This is a genomic window from Bosea sp. 29B (assembly GCF_902506165.1).
GTDB lineage: Bacteria > Pseudomonadota > Alphaproteobacteria > Rhizobiales > Beijerinckiaceae > Allobosea.
Genome location: NZ_LR733817.1, coordinates 5,623,990 through 5,639,730, shown reverse-complemented (window position 1 = coordinate 5,639,730; position 15,741 = coordinate 5,623,990). Strand labels below are relative to the sequence as shown.

12 protein-coding genes are annotated in these 15,741 nt (G+C 66.4%); 8 read left to right on the top strand and 4 right to left on the bottom strand.

The features are described 5' to 3' along the window. The 3 genes from GV161_RS27290 to GV161_RS27280 all read left to right on the top strand — a co-directional run bounded on the left by GV161_RS27290 (position 1) and on the right by GV161_RS27280 (position 2,300). Positions 1-348: a gamma-glutamylcyclotransferase family protein gene (locus GV161_RS27290; protein WP_152013939.1), complete on the top strand. Its 348-nt coding sequence runs from the start codon at positions 1-3 to the stop codon at positions 346-348. A gap of 73 nt (positions 349-421) precedes the next feature. Continuing rightward, positions 422-811, top strand: coding sequence for a hypothetical protein (locus GV161_RS27285; RefSeq protein ID WP_152013940.1), 390 nt, complete (start codon positions 422-424; stop codon positions 809-811). Between the two features lie 103 nt (positions 812-914). Then, positions 915-2,300 (top strand): PepSY-associated TM helix domain-containing protein, encoded by a 1,386-nt coding sequence (locus GV161_RS27280; protein WP_152013941.1) that lies wholly within the window; start codon positions 915-917, stop codon positions 2,298-2,300. A 23-nt stretch (positions 2,301-2,323) separates the two neighbouring features. Here GV161_RS27280 and GV161_RS27275 read toward each other — a convergent pair whose 3' ends face one another. Beyond that, positions 2,324-2,956 (bottom strand): MarC family protein, encoded by a 633-nt coding sequence (locus GV161_RS27275; RefSeq protein ID WP_152013942.1) that lies wholly within the window; start codon positions 2,954-2,956, stop codon positions 2,324-2,326. 259 nt (positions 2,957-3,215) lie between these two features. On the opposite strand from GV161_RS27275, the gene GV161_RS27270 reads away from it, so the two are divergent. From GV161_RS27270 to gyrA, 4 genes are all read left to right on the top strand, one after another. Beyond that, a complete protein-coding gene (locus GV161_RS27270; protein ID WP_152013943.1) occupies positions 3,216-4,199 on the top strand; it encodes a tripartite tricarboxylate transporter substrate binding protein in 984 nt (327 codons plus the stop codon). A gap of 69 nt (positions 4,200-4,268) precedes the next feature. Next, positions 4,269-4,880 carry a hypothetical protein gene (locus tag GV161_RS27265; RefSeq protein WP_152013944.1) on the top strand — a complete coding sequence of 204 codons (612 nt, stop codon included), beginning with the start codon at positions 4,269-4,271 and terminating at the stop codon, positions 4,878-4,880. 16 nt (positions 4,881-4,896) lie between these two features. Further along, positions 4,897-5,406 carry a hypothetical protein gene (locus GV161_RS27260; RefSeq protein ID WP_152013945.1) on the top strand — a complete coding sequence of 170 codons (510 nt, stop codon included), beginning with the start codon at positions 4,897-4,899 and terminating at the stop codon, positions 5,404-5,406. Positions 5,407-5,629: 223 nt separating this feature from the next. Beyond that, positions 5,630-8,431: a DNA gyrase subunit A gene (gene gyrA / locus GV161_RS27255; protein ID WP_280179036.1), complete on the top strand. Its 2,802-nt coding sequence runs from the start codon at positions 5,630-5,632 to the stop codon at positions 8,429-8,431. A 278-nt stretch (positions 8,432-8,709) separates the two neighbouring features. Here gyrA and GV161_RS27250 read toward each other — a convergent pair whose 3' ends face one another. The 3 genes from GV161_RS27250 to GV161_RS27240 form a co-directional block, all read right to left on the bottom strand. After that, entirely contained in the window at positions 8,710-10,461 is a 1,752-nt protein-coding gene (locus GV161_RS27250; RefSeq protein ID WP_159650454.1) for an AsmA family protein, read from the bottom strand. Positions 10,462-10,637: 176 nt separating this feature from the next. Then, positions 10,638-12,332, bottom strand: a complete 1,695-nt coding sequence (locus GV161_RS27245) for an iron ABC transporter permease (protein ID WP_244624010.1) — start codon at positions 12,330-12,332, stop codon at positions 10,638-10,640. Continuing rightward, positions 12,329-13,342, bottom strand: a complete 1,014-nt coding sequence (locus GV161_RS27240) for an extracellular solute-binding protein (protein WP_152013947.1) — start codon at positions 13,340-13,342, stop codon at positions 12,329-12,331. The genes GV161_RS27245 and GV161_RS27240 overlap by 4 nt, the downstream gene beginning before the upstream one ends. Positions 13,343-13,999: 657 nt before the next feature. Here GV161_RS27240 and ilvD point away from each other — a divergent pair. Then, positions 14,000-15,730 (top strand): dihydroxy-acid dehydratase, encoded by a 1,731-nt coding sequence (gene ilvD, locus GV161_RS27235; RefSeq protein WP_152013948.1) that lies wholly within the window; start codon positions 14,000-14,002, stop codon positions 15,728-15,730. Positions 15,731-15,741 lie beyond the last annotated feature (11 nt).

Below are 15,741 nucleotides of genomic sequence, written 5' to 3'. Positions count from 1 at the left end.
ATGTCCAGCGAGCGCAGCATCCTTCTGTTCTCCTACGGCACGCTGCAGCAGGAGAACGTGCAGCTATCCTCGTTCGGGCGGCTGCTCGACGGCCATGACGACGCCATGCCGGGCTTTGCCCAGACCATGCTGGAGATCACTGATCCCGAGGTGATCCGCACCAGCGGCAAGCGCTTCCATCCGGTGGTGACGCCGAGCGACGATCCGGCCGACAGCGTGCCCGGCAAGGTCTTCGCCATCTCCGCCGAGGAACTTGCGGCCGCCGACCGCTACGAGGTCGCCGACTACAAGCGGATCAGCGTCCGGCTGGCCTCCGGCAAGGAGGCGTTCGTCTACGTCAAGGCGTAGCTGCTGCTGCGGCGGTTCGGCTGATGGACAGCTTGCCGGCACGTCGCTATCGACGGTGCCGGGGAGCCTGTCCTTGAGCGCAGCCAAGTCCATCAGAGCGAGATCCTGGGTCGCGATCATCGCGGCCTATGCGCTCGTGCTGCAGGGGTTGTTCGGCGCGGCCCTCTCGGGGCAGAGCCTCGCCCCGGCGCTGCTCGACCGCGCCGCACATCTGACGCTGTGCGCGCCGGGTGGCGAGGGCGTGCCGCTGCCGGGCGAGGAGCCCGCGCCGCATCTGCCGGCCTGCTGCCTGCTCGGCTGTGCCTGGATAGGTGCAGCTTATGCGCCGCCTGACCGGCCCGCGCTCCTCGGGGAGGTCGAGGCCGGCGTCACGATCGTCGGTTTCGATGATCTGACCGGGCGGCCGCTGCCGGGACAGGAGCGCCTCGCTGCCCGTCCAAGAGGACCGCCCGTCCGGGCCTGACGCCGCAGCGGCCTTCGGGCCGCTTTCCGTCGCAATGACCGAATGCTCCGCCAGGCCAGCGCGCCGGCGGCATTTCGGCAAGTCCATCTCGGGAAATCCAGCCATGACCGCTCACGCGGATGTCCGCACGCGCGCCGATGCCGGCCGCGCCCTTGCCCTGTCGTCCGAATTCAAGGCCTTCATCGCGAGGCTACACTTCTATGCCGGGCTGTTCGTCGGCCCGTTTATCCTGGTCGCGGCGCTGACCGGCACGCTCTATGTGCTGACGCCGCAGATCGAGAGTATCATCTATCGCGAGCAACTGACCGCGGCGACGACGGGCGAGCCGGCTACGCTCGCCGCACAGACCGAGGCCGCGCGCAAGCATATCGGCGAGGGGCCCCGCTTCTTCGCCATCCGCCCCGCGCCAACCGCTGGCCAGACCACGCGCGTGATGTTCGCGCAGCCCGGCCTCGGCGACTCCGAAAGCCGGGCGATCTTCGTCGACCCGGTCTCGCTGGCGATCAAGGGCGGCCTCATCGTCTACGGCACGAGCGGCATCCTGCCGTTCCGGACGCAGCTCGACTATCTCCACCGCAACCTGCTGCTCGGCGAGTTCGGCCGCAATTACAGCGAGCTGGCTGCGTCCTGGCTCTGGGCGGTGGTTCTGGGCGGCGTCCTGATGTGGTTCTGGCGTCGCAATTCCAGGGCGGCCGAGCGGGCGCGCGCCAATCCGGCACTGCGCGACCGGCGCTGGCACGGGCTGATCGGGCTGACGCTTTCGCTCGGCCTCGTCTTCCTGTCGATCACAGGCCTGACCTGGTCGAACTATGCCGGCGACCGGATCGATGCGCTGCGGGCCAATCTCGGCTGGGTGACGCCGTCGGTGTCGCTGAAGCTCGGCGCGGCGCCCGCTGCCGACGCGCATGCCCATCACAGCGATCATGGTCCGGCCGTAGGGACGGTTGCTCCCGGTAGCGTCCAGCAGCTGGATGCGGTCCTTTCCGCCGCCAAGGCGGCCGGAATTGATTCCCCGCATGTCGAGATGCGGCCGCCTCGGGCTGAGGGGCAGGCCTGGTTGGTTAGGGAATACGACCGGAGCTGGCCGACGCAGGTCGACACGGTTGCGCTCGACCCACGCGATCTCTCGGTCGTCAGCCGGGCCGATTTCGAGACCTTCCCGCTGATCGCCAAGCTGATCCGCTGGGGTATCGACGCCCATATGGGCATCCTGTTCGGCTGGCCGAACCAGCTCTTGATGGCCGGGCTCGGCATCGCGCTGATCGTGACGACGCTGCTCGGTTACCGGATCTGGTGGCGGCAGCGGCCTGCGCCGGGCTCGCTGCCGCGCACGGTTGTCCAGGCCTGGCTGCGGCTCGGCTGGCCGGGCAGGGTGGTGGCAGTCGCCGTCGCTGTGGGATTGGGCTTGGCGCTGCCGCTGGTCGGCGCCAGCCTCGCGGCCTTCCTGCTCGTCGACCTCGTTCGCTGGCGGCTGGCGCGATCTGCCTGAAGCGAAGCTCGATCCGGGGCGGCTCAGCCGCTCCGGATCACGGCGCGTATGCCGTCGATGACGAACTGCACTGCCAGTGCGGCCAGGATGACGCCGAGCAGGCGGGTTAGCACGACATTGCCGGTGACGCCGAGCAGGCGCGCGATCGGCACCGCCATCAGGAAGACGACGAGGCAGGACAAGACGACCAACCCGCAGATCACCGCGAGCGAGGCCAGCATCGCGACGTCGCCATTGGCGCGGCCGGCGAGCAGCATCATCGCGGTCAGCGCGCCGGGGCCGGCCATCAGCGGGATCGCCAGCGGGAAGGCGGCGACGTTGCGGATATGGTCCTGGGTGATGGCGGTGTCGGCCGTCTGCTGCTTGCGCTCGTTGCGCCGCTCGAACACCATCTCGAACGAGATCCAGAACAGCAGCAGGCCGCCGGCGATGCGGAAGGCCGGCAGCGAGACGCCGAGCGCCTTCAGCACGACATCGCCGGCCAGGCCGAAGAAGGCCATGATGCAGAAGGCGATGATGCAGGCGCGGACCGCGACCTGCCGTCGTTCGCTCGCCGACATGCCGCGCGTCAGCGACAGGAAGATCGGCGCCAGCCCCGGCGGATCGAGCGTGACGAGCATGGTGACGAGGGCGGAGGAGAGATATTCGGCGAACATGTCTTCTCCCGAGCTTATTGCGCTGCTCTTGCCGCGCCCTCGCGGTTTTGGCTGTCGCCGAACTCCATCGTAGTGCCCAACGCATAGCGATGGAAACCCGGGTTTGCGTCACTGACGCCGCCTGTCCAGTCCGATCGCGTGGATGGTCGCGATCAGGCAGCCCGGGCCAGGTCCAGCCCCTACCGTCAGTTGCACTGTGAGCCGGGATTCGCCAGCATCCAGCCTGCGCGGCCACGGGCCGCCGAGCCGGAGCATCGAGATGGACCATGCCTTGTCCCGCCGCCAGCTGGCCGCCGCCCTTGCGACGGTCCCGCTGATCGCCATCGCCGGCCGGGCGCAGGCGCAGGCCTATCCCACCAAGCCAATTCGCTTCATCGTGCCCTATGTCGCCGGCGGCACCACAGATCTCGTCGCCCGCCTCGTCGGCGAGAAGGTCGGCGCGCGCCTCGGCCAGCCGGTCGTGATCGAGAGCCGGCCGGGTGCCGGCGGCAATATCGGCATGGATGCGGTCGCGAAGGCGGCACCGGACGGCTACACCATCGGTTTCGGCGCGATCTCGACCAATGCGCTCAACCCGCACATCTACAAGAGCGTCCCGTTCGATCCGCGCAAGGATTTCACCGCGATCAGCCTGCTCGGGACCTCGACGATCGTGCTCGAGGTCGGGCCGAAGCTGCCGGTGAAGACCGTCGCCGAATTCATCGCCCGGGCGAAGGCCGAGCCGGGGCTGCAATACGGCACTGCCGGCAACGGCACCTCGATGCATCTCGCCGCGGTGCTGTTCGGGCAGATGACCGGCACGCAATTGACCCATGTCGCCTATCGCGGCAGCGCGCCCGGCATCAACGATCTCCTTGGCGGCCATCTCGGCGCGATGTTCGACAACCTTCCTGCCTCGCTGCCGCATATCCAGGGAGGCAAGCTCACCGCCTTGGCGGTGGCGAGCGCAGCGCGCTCGCCGGCCTTGCCGGAGGTACCAACGATCGCGGAAGCGGGCTTGCCGGGCTATGCGGTCGAGCCCTGGTTCGGCGTCTACGGACCGAGCGGCTTGCCGCCAGCGATCGCCGAGGCTCTCAACACAGCCTTCGTCGAGGCGCTCGGCGCGCCGGAGGTCAAGGACAAGCTGCTGCAGGCCGGTTTCAACCCGAAGGCGTCGAGCTCCGCCGAGCTCGCGGCGCTGACGGCGTCCGAGTACGAGAAATTCGGAAAGATTGCGCGCGAGGCCAAGATCACCATCGAGTAACCCGGCGCTACCGTGCTCTGCCAAGCATGGCGGGGCTGCAGATGGGGGCTTGAAAGCGAGGCAGGCAACATGAGCGTCGATGACGTGCAGGCCGAAACCAATGCGCCGGACCGCATCGAATTTCGCGGCAATGAGCGCCGCTGGGAAATGGGTTTCTATCTTTGTGCTGCCGGGACCATCGTCACCACCTTCATAAATTTTATACGCACAGGCGGATCGGCACCGATCGTTGGGGGATTGCTCATCGCTCCGCTCGTGCTTTTCGCCCTTGGAAGAGCCTCCCGCGATCTTGATCGCTCAGTGCATTTGGCGTTCGATGAGGAGGGGCTGACGGTTCCCGACATCCTTACACGCAAGGTGCCTTGGACCGCTGTGCAGAGTTACTCGTTCGACCCTGGCAGAAACAAGGAATTGGTTCTCAGCGTCGGCCTGATCGAGCCCAAATTATATCGGCCGCATATACTGGATTTCACCCGGTTCCGGAGGCCTTGGCCGTTCCCGAGGTCCGGGGTTCGCCTTTCCCTGGCTGGGGTTGCAGGCGGAGAAAAGGAGATCGACGCCGCCTTTCGGCATTTCGCTCCGCAGGTTCGGAGGTCTAGCGCGCAGGCCTCGGACAACGGTTTCGTCAATTTCAGCATGCGACCGCCAGCGAAACATGGCGAGAACGCGGATGGGGCTTGAAAGCGAGGCAGACGAGATGAGCGCCGTCGATGTGCAGGCCGGGAGTGAGGCGCCGAACCGCATCGAGTTTCGCGGCAATGAGAGCCGCTGGGAGGCGCTTTTCCATCTTGGCGTGGGTGGGTGGGCACTTGCCTACTCCATACCCATGGGCGGATTGGAAGCGATCGTTGGAGCATTTTTCGGCGCTCTGTTCCTGCTTTTCGCTTTTGGAAAAGCCTTCGGCGATCTCGATCGCTCGATCCACCTAGTATTCGATGCGGAAGGGATCACGGCGCCCCATGTATTTGTACGAAAGGTGCCATGGGACGCGGTGCAGAGTTATTCTTTCGATCCCAATTGCGATGTCAAGGCGGTCCTGGTTCATCTGCCGGAGCCTTCGCGCTTTGAGCCCAAAGTCACCGATCCCTTAGCGGGATGGCCAGTCACTTGGTATGGCTTTCGCCTCTCGCTCGACGAGGTGGCTTGCAGCTACGAAGAGATTGAAGAAGCCTTTCGGCGGTTCGCCCCGCAGGTTCGGAAGGTCTAGCCCGCAGGCTTCGGACGACGGTTTTGCTAATTTCCGCACGCAACCTCGCGCCAAACATGGCGAGAATGCGGATAGGGCGCGAAAGAGAATCAAAAACGCTCCGTAACCTGCTGCAATGAAACGGTTTTATTTTCTCTGAATAGATTCGCGTTTCGCTGGCTTCGCCCGCCGGAATCGGGTAGCCAGAGCGTTGAAAAACCAGCGGTAAACGGGACTTTTTCCCTTGAGCGAAGACAACGACGACAAGCGCGACGACGGCCCGCAGTTCGGCGGCGACATCAAGCCGATCGCGATCACCGACGAGATGAAGAAGAGCTATCTCGACTACGCCATGAGCGTGATCGTGAGCCGCGCTCTCCCGGACGTCCGCGATGGCCTCAAGCCCGTGCACCGGCGCATCTTGTTCTCGATGCACGAGAACAAGAACCTGCCCGACCGGCCCTATACCAAGTGCGCCCGCATCGTCGGCGATACGATGGGTAAGTACCATCCGCACGGCAATCTCGCGGTCTATGACGCGCTGGTGCGCATGGCGCAGGACTTCTCGCTGCGCCTGCCGCTGATCGACGGCCAGGGCAATTTCGGCTCGATGGACGGCGACAGCCCGGCGGCCGATCGCTACACCGAGGCGCGTCTCGACAAGGCGGCGATGCCGCTGCTCGAGGATCTCGACCTCGACACGGTCAACTTCCAGCCGAACTATGACGGTAAGGAACACGAGCCGACCGTCCTGCCGGCGCGCTATCCGAACCTTCTGGTCAACGGCGCCGGCGGCATCGCCGTCGGCATGGCGACCAATATCCCGCCGCATAATCTCGGCGAGGTCATCGATGCCTGCATCGCGTTGATCGACGATCCCGAGCTCTCGATCGACGACCTGATCGCGATCGTGCCCGGCCCGGACTTCCCGACCGGCGCCCAGATCATGGGCCGCAGCGGCATCCATTCGGCCTATCACACCGGGCGCGGCTCGATCGTGATGCGCTCGAAGACCCATATCGAGGAGCTGCGCAAGGAGCGCGAGGCGATCATCGTCACCGAGGTTCCCTATCAGGTGAACAAGGCGACGATGGTCGAGAAGATCGCCGATCTCGTGCGCGAGAAGCGGATCGAGGGCATCTCCGACCTGCGCGACGAATCCAACCGCGAGGGCGTGCGTGTCGTCATCGAGATCAAGCGCGACGCCGTCGCCGATGTGGTGCTGAACCAGCTCTATCGCTTCACGCCGCTGCAGACCTCCTTCGGCGCCAACATGGTGGCGCTGACCGGTGGGCGGCCGGAGGTCCTGAACCTCAAGGACTTCATCTCCGCCTTCGTCGAGTTCCGCGAAGAAGTCGTTTCGCGGCGCACGCGCTATCTGCTCAACAAGGCGCGCGAGCGCGCCCATGTCCTCTGCGGTCTTGCCACCGCCGTCGCCAATATCGACGAGGTCATCCGGCTGATCCGTACCGCGCCGACGCCGTCTGCCGCGCATGAGGCCTTGATGGCGCGCGACTGGCCGGCCGACGACATCGCGCCGCTGATCGCTCTGGTCGACGATCCGCGTCATCCGATGAATGCGGATGGCACCTACCGCCTCTCGGACGCGCAGGCCAAGGCGATCCTCGAGCTGCGCCTTGCCCGCCTGACGGCCCTCGGTCGCGACGAAATCGGCGACGAGCTGGAGAAGCTCGCCAAGGAGATCGCCAACTATCTCGACATCCTGCGCTCGCGCGCCCGCATCCAGGACATCATCAAGGCCGAGCTCGCCGAGGTGAAGGCGGCCTTCGCGACGCCGCGCCGCACCGAGATCCACGATTGGGGCTCGGATCTCGACGACGAGGACCTGATCGCCCGCGAGGACATGGTCGTCACCGTCTCGCATGCCGGCTACATCAAGCGCGTGCCGCTCTCGACGTATCGGTCGCAGAAGCGCGGCGGCAAGGGCCGCTCCGGCATGTCGACTCGCGAGGAGGATTTCGTCACCCGCCTCTTCGTCGCCGACACGCATACGCCGATCATCTTCTTCTCCTCGCTGGGCCAGGCCTACAAGGAGAAGGTCTGGCGGCTGCCGCTCTCGGCGCCCAATGCGCGCGGCAAGTTCCTCAACAACATGCTGCCGCTGGACAAGGACGAGCGCATCACCACCGTCATGCCGCTGCCGGAGGACGAGGAGAGCTGGGGCCGGCTCGACGTGATGTTCGCCACCAAGAGCGGCAATGTCCGGCGCAACAAGCTCTCCGACTTCGTCCAGGTCAATCGCAACGGCAAGATCGCGATGAAGCTCGACGAGGGCGATTCCATCGTCGACGTGCAGATCTGCTCCGAGCATGACGACGTGCTGCTGACCACCGCCGGTGGCCAGTGCATCCGCTTCGCCGTGCCCGAGGTGCGCGTCTTCAAGGGCCGCGACTCGACCGGTGTCCGCGGCATCAACCTCGCCGATGGCGACGAGGTGATCTCGCTCGCGATCCTGCACCATCTCGACGCGACGCCGGACGAACGCGCCGCCTATCTCAAGCGCGCCGCCGCCGCCCGCAGGGCGCTGACCGGCGAGGGCGAGGAGACGGCCGAGCCGGTGGCGAGCGGCGATGCCGAAGACGCCGGTAGCGACATCGAGCTCGGCCAGGAGAAATACGCCGAGATGGGCGCTGCCGAGCAGTTCATCCTGACCGTGTCCGAGAACGGTTACGGCAAGCGCTCGTCCTCCTTCGAGTACCGGGTGACCGGGCGCGGCGGCAAGGGCATCGTCGCCATGGTCGTCAACGACCGCAACGGCAAGCTTGTCGCCTCGTTCCCGGCCGAGGAGAAGGAGCAGATCATACTCGTCACCGATGGCGGGCAGGTGATCCGCGTGCCGGTCGATGCCGGCCCGAACAACCGCATCCGCATCGCCGGGCGCTCGACGCAGGGCGTCACCGTGTTCAACACCGGCGACGGCGAGAAGGTCGTCTCGGTCGAGCGCATCGGCGAGGAGAGCGAGGAAGAGGGCGAGAGCGCCGAGACCGAGAATGGCGCGGGTGAGGAACCGGCCGGGGAGGCGTGAGCCTTTCTGCCCCTCCGTTGCTCACCTAAACAACAAGTCGTCCCGGGCGAGCGCAGCTCGACCCGGGACCCATGCCTGAACCTCAATCGGAAAGGCTCAGGCATGGATCCCGGATCGGCGCCGCTGCCGCGGCTTGTCCGGGACGACTTTGTCAGGGTGAACTGATGAATCTGCCAGCGAACTTCTGAAACTTGCCCGAGCGAGAGGCTGAGCTCGCCTGCCGTCCTGAGGTTCTCGAGTCTGCGCTTCGCTTTTCCCGCGAATGACGCGGAGGCGCGTCAGCGCAGCAGCGGGATCGCCGGGCCGATCGGCCGCAAGGCCGCATCGATCTCGGGCGTGAAGGCGGCGCCGAAGAACGGGCCGCGCAACTCGAACGGCACGCGCGTCGAGGTCGTCGTCGAATTCAGCGCGCCGTTGAGGTCGAGCCAGCGCCGGGTGAGATCGGCCGTGCCGTTGAGGACGACATTGTAGCCGGAGCCGGCAATCTGCGTGTCGGTGACGTAGAGAACGCCGAGATTGGCGAGCGCGGAGAGCTGCAGGGTCTCGAAGGCGCTCTTGCCCTGGCGCCAGTCGCGCGCGGAGGTCGGCGGCTTCTCCGCCTTGCGCAGCAGATCGGGGAAGGCGATGCCGCGGAACTCGCCTTGCCGGATCGTCAGGCCGGCGCGGCCGGTGAGGGAGCTCACCACCTGTTCCAGGCTGCTTCCGATGCCATCGAAGGCGAGCTGCCCGGTCGCGGTGCCGCTGAGGCGGGCGAGTTCCGGCAGGTCGTCTGCCGCCAACGCGAGATTCACCTTTTCGAGGCCGAGCTGCAGCTTGACGTCCGCCCCCGCGGCGACCGGCGTAGCGAGAATGCGGGCACGGGCCGAGCCGCCATAGGCCGAGGCGCGCAGCAGCGACGCCTCGAAGCGGCCCTTGCGGATCAGGAGCTGGGCTGCGAGATCGCCGAACCGAGCCGTTCCGATCCGGGCGGAGTCGAGGGACAGGCGCAGGTCGACATCATTGGCAGTCCAGCCGTCGAACTCGAGCGGCGTGCCGGCATTGTCGCCGTTGGCGGTCGATGCCTGCGGTTCGGCCTGGCGCAGCAGGCGCCCGAGATCGAACTCGGCGCCGGCGAGCGTGCCGGAGAGCGCCCAGTTCGGCATGGCGCCGTCGAGCTTGAGGGCCCCCTCGAGCTGGCTGCCGTCGACCATGGCGACGACCGAATCGAGCGCGACGCTTCTCTGGTTGATCTGGGCCTGCGCGGTCAGCTCGACCTGCCGGGCGAGCGACGCGATACGCGGGCGCGGGCCGATCCAGGCCAAGGCATCGGACAGCGATTTCGTGCTGAACTCGATCTGGCCGCTGGTCATGTTCTGGGCGACCGAGCGCGTGCCGTTGAGACGCAGATTCAGCAGGCGCGAGCCGAGCGAAAAGGCGGTGCGGGCCCGCTCGCCGGCTACCGGCCAGAGGATGTCGACCTTGGTGGCCTCGCCGCGCCAGGTGAAGGAGCCGGCGAGCGCGACCGGCGCCTGCGCCGTCCGTTCCTCGATCACCAGGTTGACGTCGCGCAGCGTCGTCAGGACCGTGCGGTCGGCGCGCATCATCACGCTGCCGGAGGTCACGATGAGCCTGGTCTGGCCATCGAGCCGCGCGAGATAGCCGAGGACGCGATCGAGCCAGCCGGCATACCCGCTGCCGGATTCGTCGGATGTGATGTCGATTTCGGGGGCGACCAGGTCGATGCGGTCGAAGTCGAGCTGGCCTGTGAGCAAAGGGAGCAGGCGGGCGCGGGCGCGCAGGCGCGCCGCCTTGCCGGCGAGCACGCCCTGCGGATCGGCAAAGGTCACATCGGAAAGGCTGATCCGGGGCAGGGGCAGGATCGCGATCTCGGCCCGGCGCAGCCCCGTCACCTTGAGGCCGGTGCGGGTCTCGATGCCGGCGACGACGGAGCGTTCGACCTGCGACAAGGCAAGGTTCCACGACCGCAGCCCGAGCGTGAGCAGCAGCGCAGCGGCCGCGGCGAGGCCGATCAGGAGTGCGCGTCGTGACATGGCCTGGTGTATGGCCTTCATCTGCGTGACGGCGGGGCCCCGTCGTCAGGCAATCCGATAACGCGAGCGATTCGACCGGGCGGCCGGCATATCGTCGCGCGGCAAGGGTTTAGTCCCCCGGCCCGGGAATGTCGAGTTCGCCACCCCTCCGGACGTCGAAAAGCCGGGGAAACATCTCAATTTTCGCGCGAAACCGACGGTTGTTCGCCGGCGCGGGCGAGTCTCAGCGCCGGATAGATGCCGATCGCCACGATCAGCAATGCCGCCAGCGCGCCGTCCTCGAAGACGCCGCGGGCGGCGTGGCCGTAGACCACCGTGGCGAGTGTGTCGAAGTTGAGCGGGCGCAGCAGCAGCGTCGCCGGTAGTTCCTTCATGCAGTCGACGAAGACGAGCAGGGCGGCGGCGGCGATGGCCGGGCGCATCAGCGGCCAATGCAGCCGATGCAGGAGCTCGTGCCTGTCGGCGCCGAGCGAGCGTGCGGCATCGTCGATGCGCGGCGAGATGCGGGCATAGCCGCTCTCGACCCCGTTCACGGCGATGGTCAGGAAGCGCACGAGATAGGCAATGACCAACGCAGCGCCCGATCCGAGCAGAAGCAGGCCCGGGCTCGCGCCGAAGAGCACACGGCTGGCATCGGCGACGAGGTTGTCGAAGGCAGCGAGCGGCACCAACAGCCCGAGCGCCAGAACCGTGCCGGGCAGCGCATAGCCGAGCGAGGCGATACGGGCGAGCAGCGGCAAGGCACGCTCACGCCCGAGCCGCAGCGCTGCGGCGATGCCGATGCCGATCGCGACGATCAGCGCCGCGGCGAGCGCCGAGATCGCGACGGTGTTGACAAGCGCTCGCCAGAGCGTCGGATCAGCCTGCGCGACGAGGTCGCGGCGCCACAACTCGCCGAGCAGGTAATAGAGTGGCAGCACCGCCCCGAACAGCGCCGGCAGGAAGCAGGCGAGCGACGCCATCCAGCCGCGAGCGCCAGAGAGCCGGATGCGGCCGACCGGCCGCGGTCGCTTCACTGGCAGTGCGAAGCGTCGTGCTCCGCGCGTGCGCGCCTCGACGGCCATCAGACCGACCACGACGAGCAGCATGACGCAGGCGATCTGGGTGGCGCCGGCCAGCGAGCCGCGATTGATCCAGGTGGTGTAGACCGAGATCGTCAGCGAGCGGACGCCAAGGTATTCGCTGGCGCCGATGTCGTTCAGCGTCTCGAGCAGAGCGAGCGTCAGGCCGGCGGCGAGGGCTGGACGAGCCATCGGCAGGCCGATGCGCCAGAACAGCGGCCAGCGCCTTGTTCCGAGGGTGCGGGCGGATTCGATCAGCGCAGCGCTCTGCATCGAGAACAGCGCGCGCACGCTGAGATAGACATAAGGGTAGAGCACGATCCCGAGAATGAAGACCGCGCCCGGCAGGTTGCGCGGGTCGGGGAACCAGTAGTCGCGCAGCGAACGCCAGCCGGTCAGCGCCCGGAGCGCGCTCTGGAACGGCCCCTGGAAGCCAAGGATTTCGACGTAGACGTAAGCCGTGATGTAGGTCGGCAGCGCCAGCGGCACGACCAGCAGCCATTCCAGGCTGCGGCGGCCGGGGAAGTCGTATTGCGTCACCAGCCAGGCGGCGCCGGTTCCGACCGCCCCGCAGAACAGGGCGACGCCGGCGAGGAGCAGCGCAGTGTTCCAGAGCGCAACCGGCAAGACGTTGGCAGTCAGGTGCGGCCAGACCGTCAGCGCCTCGCGCGACAATGCGGTGAAGGCGAGCGCCAGCACGGGCAGCGCGACCAGGCAGGCGGCCGCCGCCGTCAGATAGACCAGACGCGTCGACGGCCGCCAGCGAGCTGGCGGCCGTTCTGCATGTGTTGCGGATGCGCTCAGGCTCAATTGTCGAAGCCGGCCTTGTCGACCAGTTCGGAGGCGGCCTTGCGGTTCTTGGCGATGTCGGCGAGCGGCAGCTTGTCCGGAGTGACGGCGCCGAGCAGCTTCACGGCCTCGGCTTCCTTGACGTCGGCATTGACCGGGAACTCGAAATTGCCGTCGGCATAGATGTGCTGCGCCTTCTCGCCGAGCATGTATTCGATCAGCTTGACGGCGTTCTCCTTGTTCGGGGCGTGCTTGGCGATCGCCGCGGCCGAGACGTTCACATGGGTGCCGCCATTGGCGAAGGTGGTCTTGAGCGGCTTGATCGCCTCGTACCAGCCCTTCTGCTCGTTCGTCGCCTTGCTCATCAGCCCGATATAGTAGGTGTTGATGATGGCGATGTCGCACTGGCCCGAGAGGATGTCACGGGCGACGTCGCGGTCGCCGCCGCCAGGCTTGCGGGCGGTGTTGGCCTTGAGCGCCTTGAGATAGGCTTCCGTCTTATCCGCGCCGTGATGGCTGAGATAAGCCGAGAACAGCGCCGTGTTGTAGGGGTGCTGGCCCGAGCGGATGCAGAACTTGCCCTTCCACTTGGGATCGGCGAGGTCCTCATAGGTGATCGCGTCCTGCTTGACCCGATCCTTGGAGACGATGACGATGCGGGCGCGCTTGGTCAGCGTGATCCAGTTGTCGCCGGCGCCGCGCATCTGGGCCGGCACGATCTTGTCGACCAGCGCCGACTTGACCGGCTGGGTGACGCCGGCGTCGGCCGCCGCCTGGATCTCGCCGACATCGACGACGAGCATCACGTCGGCCGGGCTGTTGGCGCCCTCGGCCTGGATGCGCTGCTGCAGGCCGTCCTTGAGGAAGACCGCGTTGACCTTGATGCCGGTGTCCTTGGTGAAGGCCTCGATCACCGGGTTGAGCAGAGCCGGCTCGCGCGTCGTGTAGAGGTTGACGCTCTGCGCAAGGGCAGGGACGGCCAGCAGGCAGGACGCCAAGGCTGTCGCGGCGAGCGCGGTGCGGATGGTCATGTTTCGCTCCTTCGGGCGGGGCTATCAAAATCGGCCATTCGGGAGGGAGCGGTAGTCCGGCAAGTCGAGGCGGTCAAGGGAATATCCCTTTTATTTCAAGGTGTTATATCTGTTCTAAACTGGATTCTCATTAGATAAATTCTAATCTGAAGAGCCTGAAGGCTCGGCAGAGGCGCGGTCGGTGTCGGCCGGCTGGTTTAAAAGTCGCAAGACTTCAATGATTTGGTCGAGGGGGCGTTGCTCCCGAAACCGGTTCGGGTTGGCAGTCTGCCCGGCTGGCATTGTTCGCTTCGTCCTCGCGGCATCTGGCGCGATGCCGGGATCGTGAGCCGCTGGCGATGTCCAGCTGCACGCTGGGATTGTGGGCAGAGCCGCAGCTGATGCTGCCGCGAGCTGTGATGCCGTGACTTTTCTACAACATCGGCAGCTATTGCAGCGTTGCGGCGGTGGGCTGCCACGATTGCCGTGAAGCCGCCACAAAGCGGCCTCAGCTCCAAACTTCAGTAACTATCTGAGATACGGAAGAATTAAGCCCCTTCAAGCAGGATGTGGAGCAGAAAAATGCTTCGCGGCCGGCTCGGGGCGGATGATTGCACCAGCGGGCGGCGGCGTGGCACATCTGGCGCCCGCCAGGTGGGGTGGCGGGACAGAGTTTGAATGGACGCGCGCGTATTCGATAAGTCGAAGCTGCCCAGCCGGCACGTCAGTGTCGGGCCGGCCCGTGCTCCGCATCGCTCCTATTATTACGCGATGGGGATGACCGCGAAGCAGATCGCGCAGCCCTTCGTCGGCGTCGCCTCCTGCTGGAACGAGGCTGCTCCCTGCAATATCGCCCTGATGCGCCAGGCCCAGGCCGTGAAGAAGGGCGTCGCCTCGGCCCAGGGCACGCCGCGCGAGTTCTGCACGATCACCGTGACCGACGGCATTGCCATGGGCCACCAGGGCATGAAGTCGTCGCTGGCCTCGCGCGAGGTCATCGCCGACTCGGTCGAGCTCACCATGCGCGGCCATTGCTATGACGCGCTGGTCGGCCTCGCCGGCTGCGACAAGTCGCTGCCCGGCATGATGATGGCGATGGTGCGCCTCAACGTGCCCTCGATCTTCATCTATGGCGGCTCGATCCTGCCCGGCAATTTCAAGGGCCAGCCGGTCACCATCCAGGACGTGTTCGAGGCGGTCGGCAAGCACTCGGTCGGCGCGATGTCGGACGAGGATTTGAAGGAGCTCGAGGAGGTCGCCTGTCCGTCCTCCGGTTCCTGCGGCGCCCAGTTCACCGCCAACACCATGGCGACCGTCGCCGAGGCGATCGGCCTGGCGCTGCCCTATAGCTGCGGCGCGCCTGCTCCCTACGACGTGCGCGACACCTTCTGCTACACCGCCGGCGAGATGGTGATGGACCTGATCGCCCGGAACATCCGCCCGCGCGACATCGTCACCCGCAAGGCGCTGGAGAACGCGGCGATGGTCGTTGCGGCCTCGGGCGGCTCGACCAATGCGGCGCTGCACCTGCCGGCGATCGCGCATGAATGCGGCATCGACTTCGACCTGTTCGCCGTCGCCGAGATCTTCAAGAAGACGCCCTATGTCGCCGATCTGAAGCCGGGCGGCAAATACGTCGCCAAGGACATGTTCGAAGTCGGCGGCATCCCGCTGCTGATGAAGACGCTGCTCGACAACGGCTATCTGCACGGCGATTGCATGACCGTGACCGGCCGCACCATCGCCGAGAACCTCGCTTCGGTGAAGTGGAACGACAAGCAGGACGTCGTCCACCCAGCCAATAAGCCGATCACGCAGACCGGCGGTGTCGTTGGCCTCAAGGGCAATCTCGCGCCCGAGGGCGCTATCGTGAAGATCGCCGGCATGCCGACCGAGAGCCTCGTCTTCGCCGGCCCGGCGCGCTGCTTCGACTGCGAGGAGGACGCCTTCAAGGCCGTCACCAACCGCGACTACAAGGTCGGCGACGTGCTGGTGATCCGCTATGAGGGGCCCAAGGGCGGCCCGGGCATGCGCGAGATGCTGTCGACCACCGCAGCGCTCTACGGCCAGGGCATGGGCGACAAGGTCGCGCTGATCACAGACGGGCGGTTCTCGGGTGCGACCCGCGGTTTCTGCGTCGGCCATGTCGGCCCAGAGGCCGCTGTCGGCGGGCCGATCGGCCTGATCCGCGACGGCGATATCATCGAGCTCGACGCCATCACAGGAAAGCTCGCAGTCCGCCTTTCTGATGCCGAACTTGAAGCGCGTCGTAAGGACTGGACGCCGCGCCAGACGGATTATCGGTCGGGTGCGCTTTGGAAATACGCGCAGACGGTCGGATCCGCCAAGGGCGGCGCCGTCACCCATCCGGGAGGCGCAGCCGAGATACAGTGCTATGCGGATATCTGAGGCCATCATTG

What these genes read in the sequence shown, in the direction of transcription:
- GV161_RS27290 (WP_152013939.1), top strand. Translation starts at nt 1, where the DNA reads ATGTCCAGCGAGCGCAGCATCCTTCTGTTCTCCTACGGCACGCTGCAG.
- GV161_RS27280 (WP_152013941.1), top strand. Translation starts at nt 915, where the DNA reads ATGACCGCTCACGCGGATGTCCGCACGCGCGCCGATGCCGGCCGCGCC.
- GV161_RS27275 (WP_152013942.1), bottom strand. Translation starts at nt 2,956, where the DNA reads ATGTTCGCCGAATATCTCTCCTCCGCCCTCGTCACCATGCTCGTCACG.
- GV161_RS27270 (WP_152013943.1), top strand. Translation starts at nt 3,216, where the DNA reads ATGGACCATGCCTTGTCCCGCCGCCAGCTGGCCGCCGCCCTTGCGACG.
- GV161_RS27265 (WP_152013944.1), top strand. Translation starts at nt 4,269, where the DNA reads ATGAGCGTCGATGACGTGCAGGCCGAAACCAATGCGCCGGACCGCATC.
- GV161_RS27260 (WP_152013945.1), top strand. Translation starts at nt 4,897, where the DNA reads ATGAGCGCCGTCGATGTGCAGGCCGGGAGTGAGGCGCCGAACCGCATC.
- GV161_RS27250 (WP_159650454.1), bottom strand. Translation starts at nt 10,461, where the DNA reads ATGTCACGACGCGCACTCCTGATCGGCCTCGCCGCGGCCGCTGCGCTG.
- GV161_RS27240 (WP_152013947.1), bottom strand. Translation starts at nt 13,342, where the DNA reads ATGACCATCCGCACCGCGCTCGCCGCGACAGCCTTGGCGTCCTGCCTG.
- ilvD (WP_152013948.1), top strand. Translation starts at nt 14,000, where the DNA reads ATGGACGCGCGCGTATTCGATAAGTCGAAGCTGCCCAGCCGGCACGTC.